The organism is Streptococcus parasanguinis, from assembly GCF_023109675.1.
GTDB classification, from domain to species: domain Bacteria; phylum Bacillota; class Bacilli; order Lactobacillales; family Streptococcaceae; genus Streptococcus; species Streptococcus parasanguinis_I.
In genome coordinates, this window is the sequence record NZ_JALDUR010000013.1 from 13,755 (window position 1) to 28,631 (window position 14,877).

At 42.3% G+C, this 14,877-nt stretch carries 17 protein-coding genes; 2 read left to right on the top strand and 15 right to left on the bottom strand.

What is annotated here, in order from left to right; translation table 11 throughout:
• Positions 1-33: 33 nt before the first annotated feature.
• The 15 genes from M1G14_RS08750 to M1G14_RS08820 all read right to left on the bottom strand — a co-directional run bounded on the left by M1G14_RS08750 (position 34) and on the right by M1G14_RS08820 (position 11,777).
• Positions 34-558 (bottom strand): hypothetical protein, encoded by a 525-nt coding sequence (locus M1G14_RS08750; RefSeq protein WP_049474237.1) that lies wholly within the window; start codon positions 556-558, stop codon positions 34-36.
• A gap of 2 nt (positions 559-560) precedes the next feature.
• Positions 561-1,355, bottom strand: a complete 795-nt coding sequence (locus M1G14_RS08755) for a hypothetical protein (RefSeq protein WP_152903619.1) — start codon at positions 1,353-1,355, stop codon at positions 561-563.
• Positions 1,345-2,349: a hypothetical protein gene (locus M1G14_RS08760; protein ID WP_049474235.1), complete on the bottom strand. Its 1,005-nt coding sequence runs from the start codon at positions 2,347-2,349 to the stop codon at positions 1,345-1,347. Before M1G14_RS08760 ends, M1G14_RS08755 begins: the two co-directional genes overlap by 11 nt.
• A 128-nt stretch (positions 2,350-2,477) precedes the next feature.
• Positions 2,478-2,924, bottom strand: a complete 447-nt coding sequence (locus tag M1G14_RS08765) for a Fur family transcriptional regulator (RefSeq protein ID WP_003006041.1) — start codon at positions 2,922-2,924, stop codon at positions 2,478-2,480.
• Between the two features lie 197 nt (positions 2,925-3,121).
• On the bottom strand, positions 3,122-3,277 hold the full coding sequence (locus M1G14_RS08770; protein ID WP_004219735.1) for a hypothetical protein: 156 nt from the start codon (positions 3,275-3,277) through the stop codon (positions 3,122-3,124).
• Between the two features lie 103 nt (positions 3,278-3,380).
• Complete coding sequence (locus M1G14_RS08775; protein ID WP_003006038.1) at positions 3,381-3,656, bottom strand: HU family DNA-binding protein; 276 nt, start codon at positions 3,654-3,656, stop codon at positions 3,381-3,383.
• A gap of 110 nt (positions 3,657-3,766) precedes the next feature.
• Positions 3,767-4,600: a DegV family protein gene (locus M1G14_RS08780; protein WP_049522602.1), complete on the bottom strand. Its 834-nt coding sequence runs from the start codon at positions 4,598-4,600 to the stop codon at positions 3,767-3,769.
• Positions 4,601-4,688: 88 nt separating this feature from the next.
• Positions 4,689-5,417, bottom strand: a complete 729-nt coding sequence (locus M1G14_RS08785) for a metallophosphoesterase (protein WP_049522601.1) — start codon at positions 5,415-5,417, stop codon at positions 4,689-4,691.
• A gap of 20 nt (positions 5,418-5,437) precedes the next feature.
• On the bottom strand, positions 5,438-7,096 hold the full coding sequence (gene recN, locus M1G14_RS08790) for a DNA repair protein RecN (protein WP_024055582.1): 1,659 nt from the start codon (positions 7,094-7,096) through the stop codon (positions 5,438-5,440).
• Positions 7,097-7,102: 6 nt separating this feature from the next.
• A complete protein-coding gene (locus M1G14_RS08795; RefSeq protein ID WP_003006022.1) occupies positions 7,103-7,537 on the bottom strand; it encodes an arginine repressor in 435 nt (144 codons plus the stop codon).
• Positions 7,527-8,345 (bottom strand): TlyA family RNA methyltransferase, encoded by an 819-nt coding sequence (locus M1G14_RS08800; protein WP_045759179.1) that lies wholly within the window; start codon positions 8,343-8,345, stop codon positions 7,527-7,529. The genes M1G14_RS08795 and M1G14_RS08800 overlap by 11 nt, the downstream gene beginning before the upstream one ends.
• Positions 8,338-9,213: a polyprenyl synthetase family protein gene (locus M1G14_RS08805; RefSeq protein WP_049498162.1), complete on the bottom strand. Its 876-nt coding sequence runs from the start codon at positions 9,211-9,213 to the stop codon at positions 8,338-8,340. The genes M1G14_RS08800 and M1G14_RS08805 overlap by 8 nt, the downstream gene beginning before the upstream one ends.
• Positions 9,210-9,422 carry an exodeoxyribonuclease VII small subunit gene (locus M1G14_RS08810; RefSeq protein ID WP_003006013.1) on the bottom strand — a complete coding sequence of 71 codons (213 nt, stop codon included), beginning with the start codon at positions 9,420-9,422 and terminating at the stop codon, positions 9,210-9,212. Before M1G14_RS08810 ends, M1G14_RS08805 begins: the two co-directional genes overlap by 4 nt.
• A complete protein-coding gene (gene xseA, locus M1G14_RS08815; protein ID WP_049522600.1) occupies positions 9,400-10,740 on the bottom strand; it encodes an exodeoxyribonuclease VII large subunit in 1,341 nt (446 codons plus the stop codon). Before xseA ends, M1G14_RS08810 begins: the two co-directional genes overlap by 23 nt.
• Before the next feature lie 152 nt (positions 10,741-10,892).
• Positions 10,893-11,777 (bottom strand): LysR family transcriptional regulator, encoded by an 885-nt coding sequence (locus M1G14_RS08820; protein WP_049522599.1) that lies wholly within the window; start codon positions 11,775-11,777, stop codon positions 10,893-10,895.
• A gap of 172 nt (positions 11,778-11,949) precedes the next feature.
• Here M1G14_RS08820 and M1G14_RS08825 point away from each other — a divergent pair, with 172 nt between their 5' ends.
• Positions 11,950-13,572, top strand: coding sequence for a malolactic enzyme (locus M1G14_RS08825; RefSeq protein WP_247926522.1), 1,623 nt, complete (start codon positions 11,950-11,952; stop codon positions 13,570-13,572).
• A gap of 21 nt (positions 13,573-13,593) precedes the next feature.
• On the top strand, positions 13,594-14,868 hold the full coding sequence (locus M1G14_RS08830) for a 2-hydroxycarboxylate transporter family protein (protein ID WP_049522597.1): 1,275 nt from the start codon (positions 13,594-13,596) through the stop codon (positions 14,866-14,868).
• The last annotated feature ends 9 nt before the right edge of the window (positions 14,869-14,877 follow it).

Here is a 14,877-nt window from a genome sequence, read left to right on the forward strand (position 1 = left end):
TTTTTGTCTTCAACAAACATTCACAATATAGAACTATTCTTTTGATAAGATTTCTGCCTCATTAGCTGTTTTGGTAGCAGAATTTCGATATTCAATCATCTTTTTTATATCACGTAAGTTGCTATAAATATGAAACAAATAAATGAGTAAGCAGACATAGAAACCTGAGCTAAAGCTATAGTGATCTTTCTGAACTGACAAAGAAAACACCGCATAAACGAACATTACTACACAAGATACATGAATCAACAAAGACTGTAAACTAGCTAAAAATGGGTATCCCTTTTTTTCAAAGAAATTATGAATGAAAAAAGCAAGGATAGGTAAGGTTACTAATAGTAAAAGTAAAATGATAAAATAAAAATTTACAAGATCCTCAAACGCTTCACCCCCAAACACAGGGTTATTGTCCAGAAAGAGAAAAATTTGTGAATTATTTGGATTTGAAATAGCTAGATCATTGTAAAATGGCAAAGCTAGAAATGAAAAAATTAGGAAAATATACAATCCAAGTTCCCAAGCTAGACTAAGTCCAGTATCCTTTTGTATTTCTGACATGTTTAATCCCTTTCTTTAACCTTTCCATTAAAAATCATAGCTCGAGCTGTGGGTAGTTCAGTTGAGGTATCAAGAGCATAAATCCCATTTGGTAAGCTCGTTTTTTGTAAAAGTGTATTCAACTCATCCTTCAGATGTATACTTTCTTTATCGACACCTTTTGGTAGCGAAATTTGAACATACAAGGCATTATATTCTAATGCATCCTCTACTGGAAATTGATACCAGCCTCCAAGTACGGTACGATTCTTCTTCATTGATTCTTTCTCATATTCACCGAGCCATCTAACTCTATAATAATTTGATAATTGACTGAAAGTTGTAAATTTCAAAGTGATTTTAGAGCCTTTTAACGTAGAGTTTTGATTGATTTTATTTTGAATTTCCTGTTCCAATTTCTTACTGTCAGGATTGAGCTCGAGTGCTTTTTCAAGAATTGGACCATATACACTATACTCCTCAGCATACATTCCAATCGAATCCCCAGTCATTCCATAACGACCTTCTTTACCCAAATAAGGATAATATGGAATAACAAATTGTTCAACCTTCATTCGTCTCTTTAATGGAATAGAAATGACTTTTCCATTGACCTTCTCAGAATAAACATAATTGACATCTATTCCCAATTTATCTTGAGTAGATAGGGAAAGACTGGTGATCTTTATCTCACCTGGATAATGATTGCTTTTATAGAGTCCTTTGATGTTTGTTTCCAAATTTCTATAAAAACAAATACTGATAAGAGCCAAAAAGCCAACTAGAACGAGACAGCTTTTTAGTTTTTCATTCTTCATTTCCATATACTTTCTCAACTTTCTCTTCATCAACTACTTGGATTAATTCCTCAATATTGTGGATATATTCGTTATGACCATCCCTTGTATAGTCATCATCAATAAACCAAACAAAGTGAGTTGCATCCGGAAATAGCTTCGACACTAATGACTGGCTACTAGATAAATTTCTGTCTTCTTCTAAAACAAGGAGAAATCCATATTTTTTTAATATTGAAAGAAGTTTGCTATCTTCAGGTTTTTCTTCACTACTGTCTGAAGTTGAATAACTACTATCGTTTGTGGTAGTCATTTTCTTCTTTGGCTGTTTATAGTGAACCCATGGCCAAGAAATTTTCGTGTTGCTTTCCTCTTCATCGAAGTTCTTCGTAATGAAATCTGGATTAGACAGGGCCCTATAGATGCCTTTATAACCATATTGTATCGTTTTCTTCGGACGTTTTTTACTCTCCTTTTGCGTCCTAAGATTAAAATAGATGGATTCCTTATCTGTCACTTTCACCCTGACATACTCGTCCTTCCCATCAGAGTACATGGTTGACTCCATGTTTCCATAAATCGTTTTATAACCCAGTTTCTGAATAATTTTAAAGACATCAATGGTATGCCCCTCTCCTTTTTCTTCTCCAATCAGATAATAACGAATTTTAAAATATTCTTCCGAATCTTTTTCATTTTGATTAACATTACCCAGCTTAGAATCTTGAAAGGCTATATAGTTATGTCCGACAGCAATTTGATCATCATAACCATCTTCATCTGTATTTTTTAATGAAAGAGCTAAAATTGGGAATCCTGTATCTAGTCCCTTTACTTTTTCATAGTTCGTCAACCGTTGCCCTTTTCCAACATAAATATAATTTCGCTCATGAACAATATAGTCTGCATCTTTTACGTAAAAGAATGAACAAAGGCTACCAATAAAAAATACAGCCACAGCAATCAAGGTATAAACGTGCCACATTTTCCAAGAAAAATTCTCTAGCTTTTTCATCTCGTTCTCCTTTTGTTTGATCGTGAAAGTATATTATATCATGATTTTCCCTATTTTTCTCCTAGTTAAAATATAGGTATATTCTCATTGCATCAAAAAAGAGCCTGACGGCTCTGGTTTCTCTCACATTAATTTTTCTGACAGTCGGGGCAAATGCCATAGACCGTCATCTGGGTTTTGGTGATCTGGTAGCCACTTTGACTGGCTGCTTCTTCACGAAGATCTGGGACTTCGATATCCACATCTGCGATACGACCACATTTTTCACACACCACATTCAAATGGTCATGCCCCATGAAATCAAAATAGGTCGTGGTATCATTGCGAACCTTGATCTCAGAAACAACCCCCTCATCAATCAAAACCTTGATATTGTTGTAGACAGTTGCTAGACTCATGCTTGGAAACTGAGGCAATAAATCGCGATAGATCTTCTCAGCGCTTGGATGTTCATGACTCGCCACTAAATAGGAAAGAACTGCTCTGCGGGTATCAGTAATCCGAATACCCTTGGCACGCAAATTTTGCAAGACTTCTTCCACGCGCTCTTCTTCATGACGATGCAATGCGTTCACTATGATCCCCCCTTTCCAATATGATTTAATCGATTCGTTACCCCTATTATAGCATGTTTCAAAATAAATCACTATTTAGAATGCTTTTAATTAAAAAAAATGTCCAGTGGACATTTTTTTCATGAGCCTGAAAACCGAAAAGCGAGTTTATGTCCGGGGGACATTGATTCACGAGCCTGAAATAGATTCATCTACTCTCAACCGATCCAACTGGTCATCCAGCGCACGGTTCCTAGGATCATTTTGACCACGAGGATCATAAAGCAAAATTCCAGTACGAACCACAGCCCTTTCAATAGATACAAAATAGGTCGGATAAACAACAAGGCAAAGAGGCCTAAAATGAATCGCATGGTCTTTTCTCTCTCCTTCTTTTTTCCTATTATACCCTTATCCTATAGAGCTGTCCAACAAAAAAACCATCCTAGAAATCTAGGATGGCTTTTCAAAATGCAATTATTTAACTGCTTCTTTAAGAGCTTTACCAGCTTTGAATGCTGGAACTTTAGAAGCTGCGATTTTGATTTCTTTACCAGTTTGTGGGTTGCGACCTTTACGAGCTGCACGTTCACGAACTTCGAAGTTACCGAAACCGATCAATTGAACTTTTTCACCTTTTGAAAGGTATTCTGAAACTGCTGCGAATACAGCATCAACAGCTGCTGCTGAATCTTTTTTAGTCAATTCTGTAGCTTCTGCCACTTTTGCGATCAAATCTTGTTTGTTAGCCATTTAACAAATCCTCCAAATTTTTTTAGGCTTTACGCCTTAACAGTACTATAATATCTAAAAAAAGCCTTTAGGTCAAGTACTAAACCTGTTTTTTCAAACATTTATTCAGCTTATTCGTAGCGCACCAAAACTGCAAATGCATTCTCACCTGTATGGGTTTGGATAATCGATCCAGTCTCGAGAACTGGGATAGCATTTTCAACGAACGATTGCAACTGAGCCTTCATTTCATTGGCCCACTCTGGTGCCCCTGCGTAAGAAATCCCGATCTCAGCCACCTTACTATGGGAAAGATTCTCTACCAATTCATCCAACCATTTCTTAAAGGTCTTGTTACCGCGCCCTTTGACGATTGGTTCTAACTGATGGTCCTTCATTTGCATCACGACACGGATATTGAGAAGGGAGCTCAAAAGTCCTGTAACACGGCCAATGCGCCCACCTTTAACCAGATTTTCCAAGGTAGAAACACCGATATACAACTCTGTCTTTTCTTTGACTTCTTCGATGCGAGCCAAGACAGTGTCTAAATCAGCTCCTTCTTTGGCCAACTTGGCTGCTTCAACGACTTGGAACTTCATGGCTTGGTCTGTAAAGCCACTATCAATCACAGTCACTTCTGCTCCTGACAAGGTTGCTCCTTGACGTGCCGCCTCTACTGTTCCTGACAAGGCATGAGACATATGAATCGAAACGATATGAGCTCCGTCTGCTGCTAACTTTTCATAAATTTCCGCAAAAACTCCAACGGGTGGTTGGCTGGTCTTTGGAAGATTTTTGCTAGACTGCATTAAGCGCAAGAAGTCCCCTTCACCCAACTCACTGTCAGAATAAAGGACTCCATCCACCATAACAGAAAGCGGCACAATCGTAATGCCATATTCTTCAACCACTTCAGGCTCAATTGTAATAGATGAGTCTGTAACTATTTTAATATTTGCCATATATTCCTATACTCTTCCTAGAATGTTCTGCTTTCATTATATCAAAAAACACGGGGTTTTGCAGTGAAAGATATCCATTCCTGCCTCCTCAGTCGTCTGCGGCAGAAAAACCTGTATTATGAAGGACATGGTCATGGACAATGCCTTGATCATCCAAGAGCAATCCATGGAGGACTCCACCAAAGACAGCGCCCCCATCGACGCCCATTTTCTGATCTGAAATCCAAAGATTTTCGGTGCCGACTGGCTCATTGAGCAGTCCATAGACTGGTGTATGGCCAAAGACGATACATTTGCCTGTATGATTCTCCGCTTCATGGAATGGTTTTCGGATCCAGACCTTTTGGTAATCACTGGTTTCTCGCCAATTTTCAAGGGTTAGATCCACACCAGCGTGAACAAAGTAATAGGTTTCTGTCTCGTAGTCAAAGGGCAAACTGCGGATGAAGGCCACCAAGTCAGGAACGACATTTTCTACTGCTTGCGCATCCGCAATCCCATCTACAGGAGCATCGAGCGGCCGGCCTAACAGAGAGTTGATGGTCGTATCGCCACCATTTCTTCGGTAGTGATCATAACGCTCTTCTGGATTGTCCAACCAGGCTAAAAACATGTACTCGTGATTCCCGGAAAGGCAAACCGCTCCGTGATGGTCTACGTAGTCCTTTACGATTTCAATTGATCGTTTGCCATTTTCGCCTCGATCTATCAAATCCCCTAAAAAGACCAATTGAGCTTTTCCATCCCACTCTGTCATGAGCTCTTCTAGCATTTGTGCTTTTCCGTGAATATCTCCGACTACAAAGTATCTTGACATTGTTTCAAACCTTCTTTCTCTTAACGCTTGAGAAGTTGCTCTGCTTGTTGACGGGCAGCTTCCGTTAGATCCTCTCCTGCCAGCATCTTGGCAATTTCTTCGATTCGTTCTTCTCTATTGAGCAAACGCACAGTAGAGACAGTTGAGTGTTCATCACTGATTTTCTCAATATAGAATTGATAATCTGCTGCAGCGATGACTTGAGGCAGGTGAGAAATGGCAAGCACTTGGCCATTTTGACCAATCTTATGAATTTTCGCTGCGATGGCTTGAGCCACGCGACCAGAGACCCCTGTATCCACCTCGTCAAAGACGATACTAGTTTTTCCTTCTTTTCGAGAAAAAGCCGACTTAATAGCCAACATCAAGCGTGACAATTCTCCGCCGGATGCTACCTTGACAAGGGGTTTAAAGTCCTCACCTGGGTTGGTCGAAATGTAAAATTCGACAGCTTCATTTCCCTCACGATTAAACTTAGCCTTGCTAAAACGCACTTGGAAGCGCGCCTTGTCCATGTAGAGATCTGCCAATTCTTGCTGGATTTCATTTTCCAAGGCTTGGGCTAGGGCATGCCGCTGATCACTCAAGTCTTGAGCCAAGGTGACCAAGCTCTTTTCTAGACGTTTGAGTTCTTTTTCCAAGTCCTCAGACGAGAGGTCACTTCCGGTGAGGAGGCTATATTCTTTGGTGATTTGCGCCAGGTATTCCAAGACATCCTTGACTTGGCCACCATACTTGCGCGTGATCGAGTGGATCAAATCCAGTCGTGATTCCACCTGCATGAGGCGATTGCCATCAAACTCCAGACCATCGACCACATCTTCTAAGCGCTTGGTAATATCCTCAAGGGCATAGAAGGTTTCCGATAACTGGCCTGAGAGCTCTTTGTAGCTGGGATCATATTCTTCAATGCTTTCCAGATCATTCATGGCTGAGCGCACATTGGAGAGGCTCGAAAATTCTTCTGCATCCAGCATGGTATAGGCATTGGTTAGGGTATCTGCAATCATCTTGTGATTGAGCAGGCGTTGGCGTTCTTGCTCCAGACGCAGGTCCTCATCCACTTCCAAGGCAGCTGCCTCAATCTCTGCAATTTGAAACTCCAACATCTCAATGCGGGCCTTGTTTTCCTGCTGATTGCGCTGGAGTTCCACCACTTGTTTGCGCAGGCGTTTGTAATCTTCAAAGGTCTGACGATAAGCGTCTTTGGTTTGGAAAAAGGCTGCATCTCCAAATTCATCTAGCATAGCGATATGCAATTGGGGCCGCATCAGCTCTTCCTGATCATGCTGGCCATGGATATCCACCAAATGTTGCCCGACCGCCTTTAAAACAGACAAATTCACCATCTGACCATTGATCCGGCTGACACTTCGTCCATTTTGCAAGATCTCTCGGCGAATGATCAATTCATCGGTCCACTCTAGTCCTTGCTCTTCAAAGAGAGCCGTCAAGTGGCGATTACTCTCAACGGTAAAGAGCCCTTCGATTTCCGCTTTTGGGGCTCCGTGTCGGATGACATCCGTCGTTGCGCGGCTTCCCAGCATCATGTTCATGGCATCGATGATGATGGATTTACCAGCACCTGTTTCCCCTGTCAGTACCGTCATTCCCTTTTCAAAATTTAAGGAAATCTCTTCGATAATGGCAAAGTTCTTAATCGAAATTTCTAATAGCATAGGCTCTTACCACCCAAAGATTGATTTGAGGATATTCTCTGCTTCTGGTGCGGAATAGGCGATCAGTAAGATCGTATCATCATCTGCAACAATACTAAAGATATGCTCCTTATAAATCTCCCGCAAGCGACGTTTGACTAAAGGAGCAGTCCCTGGAACCATAGTGAAATTGACATATTCTCCCATGCGACGATGAGACAAGATATTGCTTTCAATCATCCCGATCCCTTGGTGGTGCTTACGTGGCAATTCATAGACATAGGTCATGTCTTTTAGAGGGCGTTTTACGATGCCCAATTCTTTGATATCCCGTGATACCGTCGCTTGGGTTGCTGAGATGCCTTCTTCTTTTAAATGTTCGACGATCTCTTCTTGCGTCCCCACTTCATGATCGCGAATGAAGCGGCGAATTTTTTCTAATCTAATATTCTTACTCTTCATGTTTAAATTCCTTGTGTGCCAGCTCCACAACAGCCTCCAGCTGCTCTGTAGTTGGCTTTGTTTTCTCTTCTTTTTTTTCTAGATACATCAAAAATTCGATGTTGCCATGGCCTCCTTGGATAGGGGAATAATCTACTCCCATTACCGCAAAGCCATGTGTCCCTGCAAAAGCAGCGACCTTTTCAAGAACGGCTAAATGAATCTTAGGATCCTTAATGATCCCATTTTTCCCGATCTGTTCGCGTCCTGCCTCAAACTGAGGTTTCACCAAGGCCACGACTTGTCCATTATCTGCCAAAATCCGGTGAAGGGCTGGCAGAATCAAGTCCAAGGAAATAAAGCTGACATCGATACTCGCAAAGCTCGGTGTCGCTTCAAAATCATCTGGCTCGGCATAGCGGAAATTGAACTGTTCCATCGAGACCACCCGAGGATCATTGCGCAATTTCCAGGCCAACTGATTGGTCCCGACATCCACCGAAAAGACCTGGCTGGCTCCGTTTTGCAGCATGACATCTGTAAAGCCACCTGTAGAAGCTCCAATATCAATCGCAATTTTATCCTCTACAGATAAACCGAATTGGTTCAGGGCTTTTTCTAATTTAAGACCGCCCCGGCTGACATATTTGAGCTTTTCGCCTTTTAATTTCAACTCGGTTGCTTCATCAATTTTTTCACCCGGTTTATCGAAGCGCTCACCATTGATAACGGCAACGACAAGACCTGCCATCACCCCTCTTTTGGCTTGTTCGCGGGTATCAAATAGGCCTTGTTTATAGGCTAATACATCCACTCTTTCCTTAGCCATCTATTCGTAATCCTTCTATTAATTTCTTGATCGCTCGCGGATCAAAGTCACAAGCAGCTGTAATCTGATCCAACAAGTCCTCGCAAGCGTCTAATTCACTTGTCAGCAAAGCTTTTGATTCTTCCAATCCCAACAGGGCTGGATAGGTCGATTTTTCAGCCACTAAGTCCTTTTGAGGGGTCTTCCCCAAAGCTTCAAAATCAGCGACCAGATCCAAAATATCATCCCGTACTTGAAAAGCCAGGCCTAATTTTTTCCCAATTTTTTCTAAGAGCTGAGCAAAGTCTGCTTGCAACTCTAAAATCAAACCTGCTGCGATAAAAGGATAGGCAAGGAGGCGTCCTGTCTTATTGGCATGGATGGTTTGCAACTCTGCTAGCGTGAGCTGTTTGTGTTCTCCCTCCATATCAAGGACTTGGCCAGCTACCATTCCACGACTACCGGAAGCATCTGACAATTCAAGGATCAAAGAGACCTTGACCGCATCTGAAAGGGCACTCGCAGCAATCATCCCAAAGGGATCGAGAAAAAGCGCATCCCCTGCTAAAATCGCCAGGTCTTCTCCGAATTTCTTATGATTGGTCAATTGCCCCCGACGGTAATCATCATTGTCCATGGCAGGCAGATCATCGTGAATAAGGCTTCCTGTATGGATCATCTCTAAAGCTCCTGCCACTTGAAAGTGAGCCTCCGTCAATTCCTGTCCAAAGGCCTCTAATAATTCTAGAAGGAGCAAGGGGCGCAGGCGTTTTCCGCCTGCCTGGATCGAATACAGGACCGACTCCACTAAATGGGGGGCGACGGCTTTCGCCTCATAAAAAGAGCGAACTGCTTGCTCTACTCTATTTCGTTTTTCTTCTTGTCTCATGCTAGATCCGCTTCAGTACCATCTGCTTGCATGACCTTGACCAAGGTTTTCTCTGCTTGATCCAAGGTATCTTGCAATTCTTTTGACAACTTCATTCCTTTTTGGAATTCTGTAATAGCTTCTTCTAAAGCCACATCACCACTTTCCAATTTTTGGACAATGGCTTCCAAATCTGCTAAGTTTTCTTCAAATTTCTTTTCTTTCGACATGTTTTACCTCTACTTCTAACTGGCCATCTCTCATGATGAGTGACAGCGGGTCCCCTTCTGTTACGTTCGCAACCGAATCTAGAACCTGATCGTCTTGCTTAACCATGGCATAGCCACGCGCAATAATCCGACTGGTATCGAGCATCAAGAGGGCTTCTGATAAGCCTTGCACTTTGATCTTTTGCTCTTTTAGGACTTGTTCCATTCGGTTGGTTAAGATTCTCTTATCTTGGAGCAGGCGATCTTGGTAGCGCTCGATGCGATGAAAAGGAGACATAGCTTCTAGGCGATGACGCAGACCTTGCAGCTGATTGGCCCCTTGTCCATAAGTATCACGCATCCCTTGTTTCAAGCGCAATTGCAACTGGTCAATCTTTTGCAGGTAGCCATCATAGAGTCTTTCAGGCTGTCTAAAAATAACCGATTGACTTAATTTGGCCAAGCGTTCACGATTATAGGCCAAGCGATTGGACATAGCTGTTGCCATACGATTTTCCTGCTTTTGTAAATGGGACAAGAGATCCAATTTGGTTACTGGAGTAGCCAATTCAGCAGCGGCTGTCGGAGTAGCAGCTCGTCGGTCTGCTACAAAATCGGCTAGAGTCGTATCTGTCTCATGTCCAACACTGGAGATAATCGGAATCCGCGATTCAAAAATGGCTCGCACCACTGCTTCTTCATTAAAGGCCCAGAGGTCTTCAATCGAACCACCCCCACGACCGATAATCAAGACATCCAAATCATCCCGTTGGTTGGCCCTTTGAATATTAGCAACCACCTCACTAGATGCGCCTTCACCCTGAACCTTGGTCGGGTAGAGCACAATCTCTACACCAGGGAAGCGTCGGCTCACCGTTGTGATAATATCGCGAATCACGGCCCCACTTTGACTGGTGATGACCCCGATCTTTCTTGAAAATTGTGGCAGAGCTTGCTTCCACCGATCCTGAAAGAGACCTTCTTCGGTCAACTTTTTCTTGAGTTGCTCAAATTGGATGGCCAAGGCCCCTACCCCATCTGGTTCAGCCTTTTCAATGACAATGGAATAACTCCCACTTGGCTCATAGAGCTGAATACGACCGATGACGTTGATCTTCATGCCTTCTTCTAGCTCAAAACCAAAGCTTCGATAAACCCCAGCCCAGACCGTCGCCTGAATAACCGCTTTTTCATCCTTTAATGAAAAATACTGGTGGTTGGGACGTTTTCGGAAATTGGAGACCTGCCCTGTCAGATAAACCCTTTCCAAATAGGGATCCTTATCAAATTTTAATTTCAAATATTTGGTCAAACTTGATACGGATAAATAGTTGGACATAGGAACTCCTTTCTGCAGAATATGATCAAGTTTAATTATACCAAAAAACACCAAAAAAGGCTGGCAGACAAAGCGAAATCATGAATTTCCTTTCTCTACAAGCCTCATTTTATTCAAGACACTTTCTATTTGTCTGTTTGACACCCGCTTCCTTATTTTTCACACTTCTCCAACCGTTCAATAAAGGAGCTAAGAAGCGCTTGGGGTTCCCCTTCATTTGGATAGGCATAACTAATATAGAAGACTGTTTTTTCCTCTTCAACCAGCGGAATTTTGACAAGATTTGGATATTCTGGAAAGAGAGTCAGATCGGTCATGAGGCCAATTCCCAAATTTTCTTCGATGAAACTCAAGACCAAGTTGGAATCGGTCAAGACAACAGTAGACTGGGCCAAATCATCAAAGCGAGCATTTAAGCGTTTAAAAGCCGTCATGTGGACATGATGCTCATCTAACAGAATGAAGGTCTCCTCTAACACCTCTTTAAAAGAAATTTCCTTGCGATTTGCTAGTGGATGATCCTTTGAAACAATCACAAAAAATTCTTTTTTATACAGAAGCTGACTGGTCAAATGCGCGTGCGAGATAGGCTCTAAGCTTCCCAATAGACTAAAATCTAAATCACCACGCACCAACAATCGCATCAAATCCCTGGAACCTAATTGCACCAATTGCGATTGACGAAAAATCTCAAGCTCTTCATCATGTGTCCCAAATTTTTTCATGATATCGCTAGTGATCAATGGCGGTAGTCCAATGCGCAACAGATTCTTTTTACTGCGTTCAACAGCTTTTTCTGTCTTTTCGATTTCGATTAAAACTTCTCGCGCGTGATTGGCTAAAACCTTCCCCGGCTGAGTTAGGTGCAAGACACGATTTGAAGACGATTTTTCTACCAACTGGCAAGCATAGTGATCCTCTAAACGCTTGATGGCATAAGTCACAGTCGGTTGACTCACTTGAAAATAATGCGCCACATCTGTATAAGACTTTAATTTCGACAGTTGATAAAAATATTCCAAGTCTCGGATATTCATCTCTATCCCTCTATTTCTACAATTTCCATTTCCTTCATTCTAACACAAAACTCTTACTTATAAAATTTTTTTATAAGGACAAGGGAAGTTGACTATAAGAATTACCGAAGACTATAATGGCTTGCGTGAGAAAAAATCTTACAGATAAATTATTTATGAGGAGTATTTCGCAATGAAATCACATGAAATTTTAAACAATCCTTTCTTAAATAAAGGAACTGCTTTCACAATGGAAGAACGTAAAGAACTTGGCCTGATCGGTCTTCTTCCTCCCTATGTTCAAAGCATCGAAGAACAAGCTGAACAAGCTTATCAACATTTCTTGCGCAAACCATCAGACCTTGAAAAACGTCTTTTCTTGATGGAAATTTTCAATACAAACCGTACTCTTTTCTACTACCTCTTTAACCATCACATCGTTGAGTTCAACCCAATCGTCTATGATCCAGTGATCGCAGACACCATTGAACAATATTCTGAACTATTTGTAGACCCACAATATGCCGCTTACCTTGATATTAACCACCCAGAAAATATCGAAGAAACGTTGAAAAATGCGGCTGGCGATCACGATATCCGCTTGATCGTTGCAACTGACGCAGAAGGAATCCTCGGTATTGGTGACTGGGGTGTCCAAGGGGTTGACATCTCTGTCGGAAAACTCATGGTCTACACGGCTGCAGCCGGAATTGATCCAGCTTGCGTTATGCCTCTTGTCATCGATGCTGGTACCAACCGTGAAGAATTGTTAAACAATCCAATGTATCTGGGGAACCGTCATGAACGTGTTCGTGGTGAAAAATACGATGCCTTTATCGATCAATTCGTTCAAACAGCTGGAAAACTTTTCCCTAAATTGTACCTTCACTGGGAAGACTTTGGTCGTTCAAATGCGGCTGATATCTTGAACCGTTACAAGAAAGAAATTCCAACTTTCAACGATGATATTCAAGGAACTGGGATCGTTGTCTTGGGTGGTATCTTTGGAGCGATGGATATCACTGGTGAAAAATTGACAGACCAAGTTTACCTTTGCTATGGTGGTGGTTCTGCTGGTGCTGGTATCGCAGACCGTGTTCACGCTGAAATGGTTGCTGAAGGACTTTCTCCAGAAGAAGCTTACAAACGTTTCTTCATGATCGATAAACAAGGTCTTTTGTTTGACGATATGGAAGATTTGACGCCAGCTCAAAAACCATTTGCTAAAAAACGTGCTGACTTCGAAGGTAAAGGCGATATGACCAATCTTCTTGAAGTGATCAAAACAGTGAAACCAACAATCTTGGTCGGAACTTCTACAAACCCAGGTGCCTTCACTAAAGAAGTGGTTGAAGCCATGTGTGAAAACACTGAACGCCCAGTGATCTTCCCAATTTCTAACCCAACCAAGAAATTGGAAGCAACAGCCCAACAAGTCATTGAATGGTCAGACGGTAAAGCCTTTGTCGCTACCGGTGTCCCTTCAGGAACCATCAGCTACAAAGGTGTGGACTACGAAATCGGTCAAGCCAATAACGCTTTGATCTACCCAGGGCTTGGTCTTGGTATGTTGGCCTCTGAAGCCAAATTGTTGACAGATGAAATGATCGGGGCAGCTGCTCACTCATTGTCAGGCATCGTCAATCCAGGTCAACCAGGTGCTCCAGTCCTTCCACCATTCCAATATGTAGCTGACGTGTCTATCAAGGTAGCAGAAGCTGTTGCCAAGAAAGCTCAAGAACAAGGGCTTGCACAAGCTAAAGAAACAGATATGGCCAAAGCTGTACGTGACCTTAAATGGTATCCTAAATACTAATAAGGAGCTGACTGAACAACCATGAAAAAATTGAATGAAATCAACATTTCCGGTGTCAGTCTTCCTCTATATGCATTCATCGTCATCGTTCTTTCGGTGACGATTGCTATGGGGAAACTCCCACTCAATATGCTTGGACTAACCCTCCTTTTGGTCGTCATGGGGCATCTTCTCTACTTTATCGGTGAGAAACTGCCAATTATGAATTCTTACCTAGGTGGAGGATCCGTCTTCACCTTACTAGGAGCTACTCTTCTAGCGACCTTCCATGTTATTCCGGCAAACATCATCACAGCTACCAAGGGCTTTTTGGGAGATTCCTTTGGCTTTCTGGATTTTTATATCGCAGCCTTGATTTGTGGGGCTATTCTAGGGATGAATCGCAATCTCTTGGTAAAAGCTTCTGCTCGCTTTATTCCTGTTTCCTTGGTCACCATGGTCATTGGGGCTCTCTCTGTTGGGATCGTTGGAAGCCTTTTGGGACAAGGATTTGGACATTCGATTCTCTATGTTTCCTTCCCACAAATGGTCGGAGGAATGGGAGCTGGAATCCTGCCTCTTTCAAAGATATACGCTGCTAATCTCCATGGAAGCCAAGCAGCCATCTTCTCTCAATTGGCACCCGCTACCACACTTGGTAATATCCTTGCCATCATTGGAGCTGTTTTGATCGTCAAAATCTTTGCAGACAGTCCTTACAATGGTCACGGTGTCTTGATTCCCGTCAATAAAGATGAATTGAAGAAAGAAAAACTCATACTTGATCCGACCCAAATCGGAGTTGGAATGATGTTTGCCTTTAGTATTTTTCTTATCGGGGTCATCTGCAATGCCTTTGTTCCAAAAATCCACAGTTATGCCTTCATGATTATCATCGTCTTTATCCTGAAAGCTTTCAATGCTGTCCCAAAACCTTTGGAAAACTGTGTGGTTATGTTCAACCAAGTCATTATGACCAACCTCACCCATGCAGTCCTAGCTGGGATTGGTCTTTCCTTGATTGACCTTTCAACTCTAGCTATGGCGATGACCTGGCAATTCATTCTCCTAAGCTTGACCTCTGTTCTAGCTATGGGGCTTGCTTCTGCTTTGATCGGAAAACTGGTTGGATTGTATCCAGTCGAGACTGCTATCGGATCTGGTATGATCAATAACTCGATGGGAGGAACCGGAAATATCGCTGTTCTCTCCGCATCTGATCGTATGGAAATGATCGCCTTCGCCCAAATGGCCAACCGACTGAGCGGTGCTATCATCCTCATTCTGGGAGGACTCCTCGCTTCCATTCTTTCCTAATACAAAAGA